The organism is Thalassospira profundimaris, from assembly GCF_003326675.1.
Classification (GTDB): Bacteria; Pseudomonadota; Alphaproteobacteria; order Rhodospirillales; family Thalassospiraceae; genus Thalassospira; species Thalassospira aquimaris.
Window position 1 is genome coordinate 268,334 of sequence record NZ_JPWF01000006.1, and the last position, 14,577, is coordinate 282,910.

The 14,577-nt window shown below is 53.6% G+C and carries 14 protein-coding genes; 11 read left to right on the forward strand and 3 right to left on the reverse strand.

What is annotated here, in order from left to right; genetic code table 11:
• The first annotated feature begins 29 nt into the window (after positions 1 to 29).
• The 9 genes from TH19_RS11105 (at position 30) to TH19_RS11145 (ending at position 10,399) form a co-directional block, all read left to right on the forward strand.
• Entirely contained in the window at positions 30 to 2,327 is a 2,298-nt protein-coding gene (locus TH19_RS11105) for an AAA family ATPase (RefSeq protein WP_114102416.1), read from the forward strand.
• 408 nt (positions 2,328 to 2,735) lie between these two features.
• Entirely contained in the window at positions 2,736 to 3,767 is a 1,032-nt protein-coding gene (locus tag TH19_RS11110) for a LacI family DNA-binding transcriptional regulator (RefSeq protein WP_114102417.1), read from the forward strand.
• Positions 3,768 to 3,778: 11 nt separating this feature from the next.
• On the forward strand, positions 3,779 to 4,783 hold the full coding sequence (locus TH19_RS11115) for an ABC transporter substrate-binding protein (RefSeq protein ID WP_114102418.1): 1,005 nt from the start codon (positions 3,779 to 3,781) through the stop codon (positions 4,781 to 4,783).
• Between the two features lies 1 nt (position 4,784).
• On the forward strand, positions 4,785 to 5,687 hold the full coding sequence (locus tag TH19_RS11120; RefSeq protein WP_258547918.1) for an ABC transporter permease: 903 nt from the start codon (positions 4,785 to 4,787) through the stop codon (positions 5,685 to 5,687).
• The gene (locus TH19_RS11125) at positions 5,684 to 6,499 is read left to right on the forward strand and encodes an ABC transporter permease (RefSeq protein WP_114102420.1); all 816 of its coding nucleotides are present in this window, start codon (positions 5,684 to 5,686) and stop codon (positions 6,497 to 6,499) included. Before TH19_RS11120 ends, TH19_RS11125 begins: the two co-directional genes overlap by 4 nt.
• Positions 6,499 to 7,683 carry an ABC transporter ATP-binding protein gene (locus TH19_RS11130; RefSeq protein ID WP_258547919.1) on the forward strand — a complete coding sequence of 395 codons (1,185 nt, stop codon included), beginning with the start codon at positions 6,499 to 6,501 and terminating at the stop codon, positions 7,681 to 7,683. Before TH19_RS11125 ends, TH19_RS11130 begins: the two co-directional genes overlap by 1 nt.
• A gap of 60 nt (positions 7,684 to 7,743) precedes the next feature.
• Positions 7,744 to 8,574 (forward strand): phosphodiesterase, encoded by an 831-nt coding sequence (locus TH19_RS11135; RefSeq protein WP_114102421.1) that lies wholly within the window; start codon positions 7,744 to 7,746, stop codon positions 8,572 to 8,574.
• Positions 8,575 to 8,692: 118 nt separating this feature from the next.
• On the forward strand, positions 8,693 to 9,754 hold the full coding sequence (locus TH19_RS11140) for a patatin-like phospholipase family protein (protein ID WP_114102422.1): 1,062 nt from the start codon (positions 8,693 to 8,695) through the stop codon (positions 9,752 to 9,754).
• A gap of 93 nt (positions 9,755 to 9,847) precedes the next feature.
• Positions 9,848 to 10,399, forward strand: coding sequence for a sugar O-acetyltransferase (locus TH19_RS11145; protein ID WP_114102423.1), 552 nt, complete (start codon positions 9,848 to 9,850; stop codon positions 10,397 to 10,399).
• A gap of 23 nt (positions 10,400 to 10,422) precedes the next feature.
• Here the strand turns inward: TH19_RS11145 and TH19_RS22750 are convergent, their stop codons facing one another.
• The 3 genes from TH19_RS22750 to TH19_RS11160 all read right to left on the reverse strand — a co-directional run bounded on the left by TH19_RS22750 (position 10,423) and on the right by TH19_RS11160 (position 12,255).
• Positions 10,423 to 11,052, reverse strand: coding sequence for a hypothetical protein (locus TH19_RS22750; RefSeq protein WP_181846390.1), 630 nt, complete (start codon positions 11,050 to 11,052; stop codon positions 10,423 to 10,425).
• A gap of 267 nt (positions 11,053 to 11,319) precedes the next feature.
• Positions 11,320 to 11,853, reverse strand: a complete 534-nt coding sequence (locus TH19_RS11155; RefSeq protein WP_114102491.1) for a cytochrome b/b6 domain-containing protein — start codon at positions 11,851 to 11,853, stop codon at positions 11,320 to 11,322.
• 90 nt (positions 11,854 to 11,943) lie between these two features.
• A complete protein-coding gene (locus tag TH19_RS11160) occupies positions 11,944 to 12,255 on the reverse strand; it encodes a PepSY domain-containing protein (protein ID WP_114102492.1) in 312 nt (103 codons plus the stop codon).
• A gap of 198 nt (positions 12,256 to 12,453) precedes the next feature.
• Here TH19_RS11160 and TH19_RS11165 point away from each other — a divergent pair, with 198 nt between their 5' ends.
• Together TH19_RS11165 and TH19_RS11170 are read left to right on the forward strand one after the other, a co-directional pair.
• The gene (locus TH19_RS11165; protein WP_114102424.1) at positions 12,454 to 13,107 is read left to right on the forward strand and encodes a response regulator; all 654 of its coding nucleotides are present in this window, start codon (positions 12,454 to 12,456) and stop codon (positions 13,105 to 13,107) included.
• A 20-nt stretch (positions 13,108 to 13,127) separates the two neighbouring features.
• On the forward strand, positions 13,128 to 14,516 hold the full coding sequence (locus tag TH19_RS11170) for an ATP-binding protein (protein WP_114102425.1): 1,389 nt from the start codon (positions 13,128 to 13,130) through the stop codon (positions 14,514 to 14,516).
• Positions 14,517 to 14,577: the final 61 nt, after the last annotated feature.

A 14,577-nucleotide genomic window follows, 5' to 3' on the forward strand; every position in this document is an offset into this window, starting at 1 on the left:
TATTGAATTTTTCTCGGGGCGAGCGTTGGATGGTAAATTCGATAACCAACCTCAAATCAATGACTGATGTTGGTATATTTTCTAATCGAACAGCAAAATCACCATCGTTAGATTTTCGTAGATACAATTTGATCTATGGCTTCAACGGTTCTGGGAAGACTACGCTCTCTAGGCTCTTCGCAAATTTGGAACTAGGAAAGAAGCAAGAAAACTTCCCTGAACCAAGCTCATATGAATTAACGCTTTCTGATAACTCTGTGGTCAAGTTTCCAGATGATCTTGACGTTTTAAAAGGATGCTTGTTGGTCTTCAATGAGGACTATATAGCGAGAAATATGCAATGGTCTGCGGGACATGCCAATCCTGTATTCTTGATTGGTGAAGACCAAGGTGATGCCGCTGCGGAGTTGCGGCTTGTCGAGCAAGAAATTCTTGAAAAGAATACGCTGAAGACCATAGCCGAGACAGCTGAGAAGGCTGCGGATAAGGCATTTTCCCAGTTTAAACGTGATCGCGCAAAAATGACTGCATCGCGCCTCTATCTGGGGAACCGGAAATATGAAGCGCCTACTTTTGCAAAGGATTATGATCGTTGGAAGGCAGAAAGTATTATCGAACTTAGTGATGATCAGCTATTGGCTGCAGAAGAGTCACTTCGAGCTCGTGACCCGCTATTGGAGAAAAGGCCACTAGAGTTTGATGCCAAAAGTGTCGAAGCAGCATATCAGTTTATTTCAAATATGTGCTCGCAGTCCTTATCGAAGGTTGCACTTGATGAAGTAGAGAAATTTCCTGATATGCTGCTTTGGTTAAAGCACGGGCATCAATTCCATGAATTCAACGACATTAAGAGTTGTCTCTTCTGTGGAAACGAAATTTCGACCGAACGAAAAAATCTTTTGGCATCTGCATTTGACAGCAAATTCGATGAGTTCGTTGAAAAACTTGGGAAGACTAGCGGGCGCCTGCAAAACGTTAGTGAACGGCTTAAGAATCTAGAAGAGAACGTTCCAGAAACTGCTTCATTAGCGCCTGAATTAAGAAATGATTTCAAAGGAATTAGAGAATCCCTTTTTCAGGAAATTCATAAGGTTAGAACTTATCTTGACAGTTTGAATAAAGTTCTAATCCAAAAACAAAAAAGCCCGGCAACGCCATCTGATATGTCGGTAGTTGCGGTGCATGCTGATGTTGAGACTGCTGCGAACAAGCTAGCCGAAGCTATTGCTATGGCTAACGCTATCATTGCCAATCACAATGCCATCGCGGGTGATAGTGAGAAGCATAAGGAAAAGTCTGAATTGGCAATTCGCAAACATTTTATTGCGGGTTGCTCCAAAGAGTATGAGTCCCTTTTCAACGAACTTGAAGAATCGAAGTTGAATTCCAAGGCTTTGACAGAAGAACTTGAGAAGCTCACCTCGACAGCGGCGCAAGCTAAACAGAAGATCAAGGAACATGGTCCTGCAGCGAATGTGATTAATAAGCTGATCGCATCATATTTGGGACATGATGAACTCAAGGTGCATCCTGTCGAAGATGGCTATGAATTTCATCGCCATGGTAAATCGATACGAGGTATGCCAAGTGAGGGAGAAAAAACTGCAATCGCTATTTCCTATTTTCTGTCTTCAATCAGTTCAGATGGTAAAAAGATTAAGGACTTAATTATTGTTATTGATGATCCTGTTTCTAGCTTAGATTCCAAAGCTCTGAACTACGCGTGCTCACTGATTCTTGGGCATCTGCAGGATGCAAAACAACTTATTGTTCTTACTCATAACCTACAATGTATGAATGAGTTCCGGAAAGCTTGGAAAAGTAAGGCAAAGAGTGATAGCCCGACAGCCACTTTACTTTTTATAGATGTTACTGTGCCAGATGGAGAAAGCAGACGCTTTTCCAGTATTGGCAAAATGTCGCGACTATTAAGAGATTACGACTCAGAGTATCATTTTCTATTCAGTCACATCTTAAAATTTTCCGAGAATCCCAACGCACACGATGATCACGGTTACATGCTACCAAACGTACTTCGTCGCGTTTTGGACGTGTTTATGGCCTTTAAGGCTCCTGGGGTCTTTGGGTTGAAGCAGCAGATAGATTTTGTTTGCAAGGAGTATCAGGGGCTCGACAGAGACCGGCTTCTGGCATTGGACAGACTTTCTCAAGTAGAGTCCCATTCAGATAACTTAGATGATTTGCTAACGTTCTCCTCAATGACTGTGGAGGAGACAAGAAATGCCGCGAATGCACTCCTTGGTATGATGGAACAGGTCGACGAGAGGCATTTGTCCAGACTGAAAAGATTGTGTCGTGGCGGTTGATAGTGGCTCTTAAATATTCTGAATTAGTTGAATCTTATATTGCTCCCCTGCTTAAGAAAACAGGCTGTGCCATTTTGTGTTATGCCGTTACGGGAATGTCGAAGTTATTGCCGCCTTTCTTGTGTGCGAGGTGGGCAAGCCAGTGTCAAAAGCAATCGACGTCACTGGGGATTTCATCTGCCCGGACCAGTAATAGATCGAACTGAGGCAAGCTGTATTCCGGGGAATGCGGGGATTGAATTTTTGCGCAGCGGGGCGGACGGGTGTCGGTTTTGTTGCGGTTTAATAATAAAATAAATGGCGGAAAACTGACATTGTAAACGTTTCAAATGTTCATAAAACTGAAACGCAGACGTTATCGAACTGTCTTTTTTGTCGGCTATGGTGTTGGCCGTCAGAGGAGAGTGAATGATGACGTCGAAATCAACCATGCGCGAAGTTGCAAGCAAGGCCGGTGTGTCGATTGCAACCGTTTCACGGGTGATCAACAGCCCCGATGAAGTGCCGACGGAGACGGTTGAACGTGTCCGTGCCGCCATGCGTTATCTGAACTATCGTCCGAACATCAATGGCCGTCGCCTGAAGATGGCGCAAACGCGATCCGTCGGGGTTCTGGTGCCGACGATGGCCAACCCGGTTTTTGCGACCTCGGTCCAGGGGATCGAGCAGGCCGCGCATGAAGACGGCCTGACGGTTTTGCTGACATCATCGAATTATGACCCGCAACGCGAGTTGGGGGCTGTGTCGACGTTGCTCAATAACCGGGTGGATGGTCTGATCCTGACCCTTGCCAATGCCGATGACAATCCGGTGATTGATCTGTTGAAGGCGGAAAATATTCCGTTTGTGTTGTTGTTCAATCAGCCCGCCCGCAAGGATGTTGCATCGATCAGTGTCGATAATGCCAGATCGGCCTATGACATGACGCAGGCAATGATTGCACAGGGGCACCGATCCCTTGCGATGGTGGCGGGCCGGTTTGAAAGTTCCGACCGTTCCAAGCAGCGTTTCGAAGGATTTGGCAAGGCATTGTCCGATGCCGGACTGGGTGCTGCGCGCCTGTGTCAGGTCGGATTTGGTGAAACAGAGCTGTTTACACCGCTGAAAAGTTTTCTGACCGGCCCGGATGCGGTGACCGGTCTGGTTTGTTCCACCGACATGCTGGCAATTGCCGCCATGAGTGCATGCCGTGAACACGGCTTGAGTGTTCCGGGCGATGTATCTGTGGGCGGAATTGACGGAATTGCGGTGGGTGGGCTGATTTCACCGAAACTGTGTTCGGCCGTTCAACCCACCCAGGAGATGGGCCAGCAGGCGCTTGCATTCCTGCGTGGCCTGATAAGGGGGCAGACAAACCCGCAAAGTTTGATTCTGCCCCATCAACTTAGCACGGGTGAGTCAATCGGGCCCGCCCGGCATCCGTCATCACCCCGATTATAGGGAGATCAAAAGTGCGTTTCAAACAACTTGTACTGGGCGTTGGTTTGGCTGTTGCCGCGGCACAGCCGGCATTCGCGGAAGATGTGGCCATTTGTTATAACTGCCCGCCGGAATGGGCAGATTGGGGCGGACAGCTTAAGAACTTTTCCAAAGACCTTGGTATTGACGTTCCCCAGGATAACAAAAATTCGGGTCAGACCCTGTCGCAGCTTTTGGCAGAAAAAGAAAACCCGGTTGCCGACGTTGCCTATTACGGGGTTTCGTTCGGGATCAAGGCCAAGGAAGCCGATGTTGTCGGTGCATACAAGCCGGTCAATTTCGATGCCATCCCCGATGGTCTGAAAGACCCGAATGGCAGCTGGTTTGCCATTCATTCAGGCACGATTGGCCTGTTTGTGAATGCCGATGCCCTTGAAGGTGCGGCGGTTCCGCAAAGCTGGTCTGATCTGTTGAAGCCGGAATACAAGGGTATGGTCGGCTATCTTGATCCGTCGAGCGCGTTTGTCGGTTATGCCGGTGCGGTTGCGATCAACCGTGCAATGGGCGGGTCGCTTGATGATTTCACGCCGGGCATCGAGTTCTTCAAGAAGCTGAAGGAAAACGATCCGATTGTGCCAAAACAGACCGCCTATGCGCGTGTTCTGTCGGGGGAAATTCCGATCCTGATCGATTACGATTTCAATGCCTATCGTGCGAAATACAAAGACGGCGCGAATGTTGAATTCGTCATCCCGACCGAAGGAACTGTTGCAGTTCCCTATGTGATGAGCCTGGTTAAAAACAGCCCGCATGCAGAGAATGGCAAAAAGATCCTTGATTATGTGATGTCTGACAAAGGTCAGGCCCATTGGGCGAATGCCTATCTGCGTCCGGTGATTGCAAGTGCAATGTCCGAAGAGGCAGCAACCAAGTTCCTTCCGGCCACGGATTATGCCCGTTCGACACCGGTTGATTATGCGAAAATGGCAACCGCACAGGGCGGTTTCGCCGAGCGTTACCTGTCTGAGGTACGTTAAGGTGGCTTTGCAAAACCTTGGGGAAGGGCGTTCGCGCCCTTCTTTTTCCAGATATTTCGGGGTGTCGCGGTCGGCGATGGCCAGTCCGGCAACCTTTATGGCGTTGATGGCGCCCGGTGTTGCGATTGTTGCGGCGTTCTTTCTGATCCCGCTGGTTCTGGTGGCGATGGAAGTGGCCAACGGCCCGGACGGATGGGCGACATATTTGGTGATCCTGACCAATGCCCGGTATTTTGAAAGTCTGGTCCAGACGCTTTTGATGTCGGCAGGGGTGACGGTTGTTGCCCTGATATTGTGCGGCATTGTCGGCATGTTTCTGGTGCGTAACCGGTTTGCGGGGCGCAGTGTTCTGATCGGGTTGCTGACCCTGCCATTATCCTTTCCCGGAACGGTTGTCGGTTTCATGGTGATCATGCTGGCCGGGCGACAGGGGGCTGTGGGCGGCATCAGCAATGCGTTGATCGGTGAAAAGATCGTTTTTGCCTATGACATTGCCGGGCTGTTTATCGGCTATCTTTATTTTTCCATTCCCCGGGTGATCCTTGCGGTGATGGCATCGGCCGAAAAGCTTGATCCGCAGCTTGAAGAAGCAGCGCGATCGCTTGGTGCGCCAAGATGGCGGGTGGTGCGTGATGTGATCCTTCCGGGATTGATGCCCGGCCTTATTTCATCGGGGGCGATCTGTTTCGCGACCGCGATGGGGGCCTTTGGCACGGCCTTTACGCTGGCAACCGATATCGATGTTCTGCCGATGGTGATCTATACCGAATTTACCCGAAACGCCAATATTGCGGTTGCGGCCGCACTGAGCATCGCGCTTGGTGTGATTACCTGGCTGTGTCTGAGTGCTGTGCGGTTCCTTGTTGGTGAAAAAGCCGATGTAACGACACGGGGGGGCGCATGAGACGCGGCTGGCCGTTTTATGCGCAGCTTGGCCTGACGGTTTTGCTGTGCCTGTTTATCGTTGTGCCGATTGTGATGTCGGCACTGGCCGGAGTGACGGTCAATGTTTTCAAGGGGCTGTCATCGGGACTGACATTGCGCTGGATATTCGAGGTCTGGGACCTTTATGCGCAAAGCATCCTGTTGTCCTTGTGGCTTGCGGTCGCGTGTCTTGTGGTGACGACGCTTGCCGGGGTGCCATTGGCCTATGTTCTGGTCCGGCGTCCGAACAGACTGACACGGATGTTTGAGGAAATCCTGACCCTGCCGGTTGCCATTCCGGGGCTGGCATTGGCGCTTGCCTTGCTGATTACCTATGGCGGGTTTGGCAGTTTCAGAAGCAGCTGGGTCTTTATCCTGATCGGGCATGTTTTGTTTACCATGCCGTTTATGGTGCGCTCGGTCGCGGCTGTTATGTCGGCGATGGATATGAAAACCCTTGAAGAAGGTGCTGCAAGCCTTGGCGCCGGGTTCTGGCACCGGTTTCTGCATGTGATTATGCCAAACGCCATGCCGGGCATTCTTGCCGGCGCATTGATGGTGGTGACACTTTCGATCGGGGAATTCAATCTGACCTGGATGCTGCATACGCCGCTGACCAAGACATTGCCGGTCGGGCTTGCAGATTCCTATGCGTCGATGCGGCTCGAGATTGGCAGCGCCTATACCCTTATTTTCTTTGTATTGATCATGCCGTTGCTGATCGCAATGCAGATGCTTGCCAATCCGGGCAAAAAGCGTCGGGCAGCGTTGCAACCGGCGGAGGACGAATAATGAACGCGACCGCGATGGCGCAACCGGGCAGCCAGACTGTTCAGACTGAAAAAACGGGCGGTACCCGCATCGAGCTTGCCCGATGCACCAAGACCTTTCCCGACGGGACACGCGCGCTTTTGCCATTCGATTTGACGATCAATGGCGGTGAAACCCTTGTTCTGCTTGGCCCGTCGGGTTGTGGCAAGACAACGATCCTGCGACTGATTGCCGGTCTGGAATTTCCTGATGCCGGTGGAAAAATCACCTTTGGCGAGGATGATGTGACCCGTCAGTCGATTGAAAAACGCCGGGTCGGGATGGTGTTTCAGTCCTATGCGCTGTTTCCGAACATGACGGTGGCGGAAAATGTCGCCTATGGGCTTAAGGTGCAGAAAGTCGAACGCCGCGAACGTGATGAACGGGTGCGCGCGATGCTTGAAATGATGCATATCGATATGCTGGCTGACCGCCGGATTGATCAGCTTTCGGGCGGGCAGCGCCAGCGCGTGGCCCTTGCGCGTGCAATTGCGCTGCGCCCGCGGGTTTTGCTTTTGGATGAACCGTTGACGGCACTTGATGCCAAATTGCGGGTCAAGTTGCGCACGGAAATCAACAGCCTGTTGCGCAAGCTTGGCATCACGGCGATCTATGTCACCCATGACCAGGAAGAGGCGATGGCGCTGGGAGACCGGATTGTTGTCATGCAAAAGGGCGCAATTGCCCAGATCGGCACGCCGCGCGAAATCTACCGCGCGCCGCTTTCGCCGTTTGTTGCCGATTTCGTCGGGGCCAGTAACCGGCTTGACGGGCGGATCGAACAGAACAGCCTTGTTCTTGGCGATGTGAAAATCAGCCTGGATCAGATTGGTCATGCCATGACGGGCGACCCGATCAAAAACGGCGACAGCAATAGCAACAGCCGCTCGGGGCAGGGATTGGCCGACATTTATTTCCGCGCCGACGGGCTTGCGATATGTGCGCCGGATCAGGGGCAGATACGCGGTCGGGTCGAGGCTATTTCATATCTTGGTGAAAAGTCGCGCCTGACGGTTTCGGGGATCGGGGAAAGTGTCATCACCCTTGATGTCGATCCCGATTTTCAGATCGCGATTGGGGATGACATTCATTGCCGTTTCAATCCCGAACGTCTGACGGTTTTTGGCCGGTATCCGGATGCCCGAAACGCCGCACAGGCAATGTGACGGCACAGGCAGAAGACAGAAGCCAGACGACAGAAGACAGAACAAGAAAGATCAAAAAGCATGATAATTGCACAATTGACCGACCTGCATATCGGTGCGGGTCGACGCCTTGCCTATCGCAAGGTTGATACGGCAGGTGCGCTTGAAAAGGCAGTAGAGCGCGTCAATAACATGGTGCCGCGTCCTGATATTGTCCTGTTTAGCGGCGATATCGGTGATCTGGGCATTGATGCGGAATATGCGCTTGTTGCGGAAATCCTGACCGGGCTTGAGGTGCCCTATTTCATGGTGCCGGGCAATCATGACCAGCGTATGCCGTTGCGCCGGGCATTTCCGGACGCAACCCCGATTGATACCGACCAGAGTTTTGTCAATTACGCGGTCGAGGGGTATCCGATCCGGTTGATCGGCATTGATACGCTTGATGAAGGACGTCCGGAAGGCAAGCTTGCACCCGAGACGCTGGACTGGCTTGAAAAGACCCTGTCAGGGGACACAGAAAAACCCTGTTTGCTGTTTATGCATCACCCGCCGATCCGGGTTGGCATCACGCATATGGATGTTCAGAATCTTGGTGAAGGTGCGGCACGACTTGGCCGGATCATTGCGGCACACAAGGACCGCATCAAGGCGATTATTTGCGGGCATGTGCATCGCCCGATCCATACGCTTTGGGCCGGTGTGCCGCTTATTATCGGGCCGTCGGTTGCCCATCAGGTTGCACTTGATCTTGATCCGGTCGGGCCATCGGCATTCGTCATGGAACCGCCGGCAATGCATTTGCATGTCTGGGATCAGGAACAGGGCTGTTTGTTGACGCATCTGGCCTATATCGATGGCTATGACGGTCCGTATCCGTTTTTTGATGCGGATGGCAAACTGATTGTCTGAACCTTGCGGCATGTTGTTACTTTTGCCTGTTTCAAACTGGTAATTCGCAAAACCGGCGACATATCATCAAGATAGGTTCGGAAATCGGTCATGTGATGATCAGGGTGCAGGAGCAGGCATGAGTGCGGATGGCGTGACGAAAAAGACAGGCAAGAAGGCAAAACCGCGCAAGCATATCAGTCTGGCGCTTCAGGGGGGCGGATCGCACGGGGCGTTTACCTGGGGTGTTCTGGACCGGTTGCTTGAGGACGAGGAAATCACGGTCGAGGCGATTTCGGGCACCTCGGCCGGCGCGATGAATGCCGCCGTGGTGACATCGGGCTTTGCCAAGGGCGGGTATGAAGGGGCACGGGCCGATCTTGAAACATTCTGGCGTGCGGTTTCCGAAGCCGCACGGTTCAGCCCGCTTCAACGCAGCCCGATTGATATCCTGTTTGGCAACTGGTCGCTTGAAAACTCGCTGGCCTATATGTGGCTTGATATGAGTGCCAAGATGTTTTCGCCCTATGACCTTAATCCGGCGGGCGATAACCCGCTGGCTGCGATCCTTGAGGAGGTCGTGGATTTCAAGGCGCTTAATGAAAGTCCGGCCAAGCTTTTTATCACGGCAACCAATGTTGAAACCGGGCAGGGGCGGGTCTTTCGCAATCCTGATATCACGGTTGATGTGTTGCTGGCATCGGCCTGTTTGCCGACGATCTACAAGGCGGTGGAGATTGATGGTGTGCCCTATTGGGACGGCGGGTATTCCGGCAACCCAAGCCTTGGCCCGCTGGTGCGCGAATGCGGATCGGATGATACGGTTCTGGTGCAGATCAATCCGGTCAAACGCCCCGGTGTCCCGAAATCATCGCGCGATATTGCCAATCGGCTGAACGAGGTTTCGTTCAACAGCAGCCTGATGAAGGAATTGCGGATGATTTCGATCCTGCGCAAGGATGCGCCGGAACATGCGTGCGAGGCCGCGAAATGGGGGGCAATGCGGATGCATTGTATCGCCAGTGAAGACATGCTTGAACTTGATCAATCCTCGAAACTCAATGCGGAATGGAGCTTCATGACCATGTTGCGCGATCTGGGCCGTGATGCGGCAAGCGCGTTTCTGACCCGCCATCGCCGCGATATCGGCGTCCGGCCGTCGCTTGATCTTGATCTGTTTGCACCGGATTATTCGCTGTGACGCGCAAGGCCAAATGCGGCGCGGTTGCGCCGGGCGGTTGAGGGGCGTAGGATTTCGCACGCATTAAAAACAAACAGAAAAGCGCCACCGGAAATGTCCAAAACCGAATTTGAAAAAATGCAGGCCGGTGAATGGTATAGCTGCCTTGACCCGGAATTGACGGTGATGCGCCGTCTTGCGCTTGAAGCCAGCCACGAACACAGTCATTTGTATCCGTCAGAACGCGGCAATATCGGGCCGAGATTGCGTGCGCTGTTTGCGCAATGCGCTGAGGATGTGCGGATCGAAGCGCGGTTTCATTGCGCCTATGGCATCAATATCCATCTGGGCCATGATGTGTTTTTAAATGTCGGTTGTGTGATCCTTGATACCGCGCCGGTTCATATCGGTGATCATTCGATGCTAGGCCCCAATGTGCAGATTTACTGCGCTGATCATCACCGCGATCCCGAGCTTCGCAAACAGCATCTGGAAATCGCCTATCCTGTCACGATCGGATCGAATGTCTGGATCGGTGGCGGGGCGATTATCCTGCCCGGGATTACCATTGGCGACAATGCGATTATTGGGGCCGGTTCGGTGGTGACCAAGGATGTCGCGCCGGGCACCACGGTTGTGGGCAATCCGGCACGACCAATCGGCTAAGCCGTTCGCCAGTATACGGGAAATCAGGCCGGGCAGACCTTGGGCAGGTCATATTCGCCGCGAATTTCAGACAGGCCATCGGCCAGTTCACGGCGGCGTAGTTCGGCCGCAGTTTCATCGGAAATTTTGGGGTCCCTGGCGATGATGTCGCCATACATGGCGCGTGCGCTGCTTTCCTGTCCCTGATCGGAATAGGCAAGTGCTTCGAGCCATAGTCCGGCAAGGGCGAAATCGGCATTGGAGGATTTCTGTGCGAGATCGGCATTGGCACGGGCCGATGCATGATCACATTTGGCAAGGGCGGCAAGACCGTTAAAGGCATCATCGCCGATCTTGGCCCGGATGCGATCACGCTTTTCCTTTTGGGCAGCTTCATAGGCATCGCGTTCGGCGGTATCGGCACTGGCACCGGAAATTGCCCCTGCGGTGGCACCGGCCGCCCCGCCATAAACCGCAGACTTTGCCGCGGCCTCGACCGGGTTGCCGCCAAAGATCGCAGCGGTGACAAAGCCGCCAATCGCACCTGATATCGCGCCAATCCCGGCACCCTGACCGGCATATTCACCGGTTTTACCCGTGCAGCCCGCAAGGGTCGCAACGGAAAGCCCAAGAGCCGTGACGATAACGACAGGACGGACAAGAACAGAGCGCATGACGGTTTCGATCCGGTTTCAATTTGTGATGGCAAATCTTAACCCGAAAGCGCGCGGTCGAGAAAGCGATAAGGCCGAACAGAACAAGGATGTGGTCCGGGCAAAAAAAAGACGGCAGCCGAAAGGGGTTCAATCCGGCTGCCGCAAGGTTACGTTTATGAGGGGGTTCAAAGCGAAAAATTCAGATCTGATCAGGAGGGATCAGGGAAGGTTCCGGCACGGTGAGAAAGTCAAATCAGGCAATTCAGACAATTCAGGCAATTGCGGTCAGGCAACATCATCGGACATCGGGCGGCGTTTGCGGCCGGTGACCATGGCGCGGATCAGGTTTTCGTGGTGGCGCAGGCTTGCCAGCAGCACACCGCCAACATGAAGCAGCACAAGGGCAAGCAGGCCGTTGGCCAGAAATTCGTGGATATGTTCAACCAGGTCGGATCCCCAGAAGGCATCGGTGGTGTAAAGCCAACCGGTAAAGGCACAGCCCGACATGGCAAGCAAGAGCGCCACAATCATCGCAGCCCCGGCCGGGTTATGGCCGACATAGCGTTGTTCGCGGCCGCGCACGATATCGCGCAGATAGCCGATGGTTGCGGACGGGCTTTTGATAAACTGGGTGAAACGGGCATAGCGCGTGCCGATCAGGCCCCAGACAAGGCGGAGCGTAATCAGGCTTCCGGCGGCGTATCCGGCCCAGTGATGAAGGGTGCCCCATTCATCGGCGGTGATCCAGGCAACAAGGAAGCTTGCGGCCAATCCCCAGTGAAACAGACGGACAAACGGGTCCCAAACCTTGACGGACATTTTCATTCTCCTGGATAGTGGAATTCGGTTCTGGCGGGGACGGGGCAGTGTCGCCGCCAGAAACCCCAGGGGTCGGATCAGGCGGGACGATTAATCGTCTTCCTTGTCCTGCTTGACGATTTCAAACGAGGCCGGGTTGAAATAGGCCTCGATTTTCTTGCCATCGGCGGTGATGGCGTAAACTTCAAAGCAGCCTTCGTCTTTTTTGATCTTGCGCACGTCCCAGCCTTCGCCGGTCAGCTTTGCCTTAAGCTCGTCCGTGGTTTTCCAGTCGGCCTTGGGCACGTTGCAATAATCATCGTCGGCCATCGCCTTGGTCGAATAAAGGGCAACGGACGATCCGGCGAGCAGGGCCATGGCAACAGCACCGGCAATCGCGACAGGGAAAACAGTTCTTTTCATGGTCATATTCCTTCATAACGGACATCAGGGTGTCATGGCTGTTGGCCGATGACGTGAAGCGGGATGCGTCGAACGAGACCGAGATTGCCGCTGTTTCCTGACAGTTAACTGAAAAGGCTGTTGTTCATTGTTCAGGTGATTGTCAGGATTGAGACATAATTGGTCAGGTTTGATCCAACCTGGTGTGAGGGGACGCTTGTGCGCATTCTTTTGGTAGAAGATGAACTGATGCTGGCCGATGCGGTGCGGGATCATTTGCTGGCCGCGGGGGAAGCGGTCGACCATAGCGACAGCGTGGTTGATGCCGAGATCATGCTGCGCGGGACCAATTATGATGTGCTGTTGCTTGATCTGAATTTGCCGGACGGCAAGGGCATTGATCTTTTGCGCGACCTTCGTCGCAGTGGATCGGCAACGCCATGCATTATTCTGACCGCACAGGATCAGATTTCCGACCGGATCGAGGGGCTTAATGCCGGGGCGGATGATTATCTGGTCAAGCCGTTTGATCTGAACGAGCTTTCGGCGCGTCTGTCGGCTGTGGCGCGACGTTATAGCGGCAATCCAAATCCGTTTATCAGTCTGGATGGCGGGGTCGAGGTTGACCTTGCCGGCCGGGCCATCCTGATTGACGGGGTGCAGACCGATCTGACATCGCGGGAATGGGCGCTGTTTGATCAGATGGTGCGCAGGCCCGGCCAGACTTTATCGAAGCGTCAGCTTGAAGAAGCATTGTATGAATTCGGGGCCGAGATCGAAAGCAACACGGTCGAGGTTTATGTCAGCCGCCTGCGCCGCAAGCTTGGCAAGGAAGTGATCAAGACTGTGCGTGGTGTCGGCTATCGGGTTTAGGGTTCAGGATTTCGGACTTTATGAAAATCAAACAGCAAAACAGTCTTCAATTTGTTCTGATCAAGCGGCTGACGGTGATTGTCGCGCTGTGCTGGGTCGCGGGATCGATCCTTGCGGCATACAGCATGTATCACGAACTTGAAGAGGCGTCTGATACCGGGCTTGTTGAAACGGCGCGAAGGGGATCAACCCTGATCGAGACGTATCTTGACGCGCATTCGGACGGATCATCGGTGGTGGTGATGCCAACGCCTGCGGGCCGCATTGTTGGCAGTGACAATGACGACGATGATGACAGCGAAGACGATTATCTGATGTATCAGCTGCGTGCGGCGAACGGCGATGTTTTGTTGCGGTCCCATAACGCGGTTGCCGAACCGTTTGAAGCCCCGATTGAAGTCGGTTTTTATCAGGATGATGATTTCCGGATCTATACCGCGCAAAGCCCGGATGGCGAATTGTTCATGCAGGTGGCCGAGCCGATGGACCATCGCCATGAGGCAATCCTTGAAAGTGTCGCGGCCCAGTTCCTGCCCATCGGGCTTTTGATCCCGGCGGTGATTATCGGGATTATCCTTGGTGTACGGCAGGGATTGGTCCCGGTGCAGCGCGTACGTGACGAGATCGAGGCGCGCGGCGAAGGCAACCTGACCCCGATCGAGCAGGAAGAAGCCCCCGAGGAAATCACGACGATTGTTTCGGCGGTCAACAGCCTGATGGGCAAGCTTGAAGCCGCCCTTAATGTCGAGCGCAGCTTTACCGCCAACAGTGCCCATGAATTGCGCACCCCGATTGCCGTGGCACTGGCGCAGACCCAGCGGCTTGTTCTTGAATTGCCCGAGGGCCATGAAGCCCGCAAGCGTGCCCTTCAGACCGAGGCATCCCTGAAGCGCCTGTCGCGTCTGTCAGAAAAGCTTTTGCAGCTGGCTCGGGCCGAAGCCGGTGGCGGGTTCAGCCCGACCGGCTATAACCAGAAACTGGGATCGACGCTGGCGCTGGTGGTTGATGATTTGACCCGGGCCGGGGCGGATGGCGGTGCAATCAGGTTTGACCCGGACAATATTGAGACACTTGAAGCCAATATTGACCTTGATGCCTTTGCGATTTGCCTGCGCAACCTGATTGAAAATGCCCTGAAATATGGCAGCAAGAACGAACCGGTCGAGATCACGGTGGTGGATCGCAATATTGTACGGGTCAGCAACGGCGGACCGGCTCTTGAAACCGCGAACCTTGATGATCTGAAAACCCGGTTCAAGCGATCCCATAAAGGCGGGGATGGTTCGGGACTTGGATTGGCGATTGTCGATGCGATTGTGCGCAATACGCGGGCAGAGTTGAACCTGTATTCCCCGCGGCCGGGCAAGGCCGACGGCTTTATGGCCGAGCTTAAGCTGCATCAAAGCTGAGCATTGGCTTTTAACAACAAAGGCCGCCTTGAACGGGCGGCCTTTTGCGTTTCTGAAATGT

What these genes read in the sequence shown, in the direction of transcription:
- TH19_RS22750 (WP_181846390.1), bottom strand. Translation starts at nt 11,052, where the DNA reads ATGCGCTCTGTTCTTGTCCGTCCTGTCGTTATCGTCACGGCTCTTGGG.
- TH19_RS11135 (WP_114102421.1), top strand. Translation starts at nt 7,744, where the DNA reads ATGATAATTGCACAATTGACCGACCTGCATATCGGTGCGGGTCGACGC.
- TH19_RS11125 (WP_114102420.1), top strand. Translation starts at nt 5,684, where the DNA reads ATGAGACGCGGCTGGCCGTTTTATGCGCAGCTTGGCCTGACGGTTTTG.
- TH19_RS11110 (WP_114102417.1), top strand. Translation starts at nt 2,736, where the DNA reads ATGATGACGTCGAAATCAACCATGCGCGAAGTTGCAAGCAAGGCCGGT.
- TH19_RS11170 (WP_114102425.1), top strand. Translation starts at nt 13,128, where the DNA reads ATGAAAATCAAACAGCAAAACAGTCTTCAATTTGTTCTGATCAAGCGG.
- TH19_RS11155 (WP_114102491.1), bottom strand. Translation starts at nt 11,853, where the DNA reads ATGTCCGTCAAGGTTTGGGACCCGTTTGTCCGTCTGTTTCACTGGGGA.
- TH19_RS11140 (WP_114102422.1), top strand. Translation starts at nt 8,693, where the DNA reads ATGAGTGCGGATGGCGTGACGAAAAAGACAGGCAAGAAGGCAAAACCG.
- TH19_RS11145 (WP_114102423.1), top strand. Translation starts at nt 9,848, where the DNA reads ATGTCCAAAACCGAATTTGAAAAAATGCAGGCCGGTGAATGGTATAGC.
- TH19_RS11160 (WP_114102492.1), bottom strand. Translation starts at nt 12,255, where the DNA reads ATGAAAAGAACTGTTTTCCCTGTCGCGATTGCCGGTGCTGTTGCCATG.
- TH19_RS11105 (WP_114102416.1), top strand. Translation starts at nt 30, where the DNA reads ATGGTAAATTCGATAACCAACCTCAAATCAATGACTGATGTTGGTATA.
- TH19_RS11130 (WP_258547919.1), top strand. Translation starts at nt 6,499, where the DNA reads ATGAACGCGACCGCGATGGCGCAACCGGGCAGCCAGACTGTTCAGACT.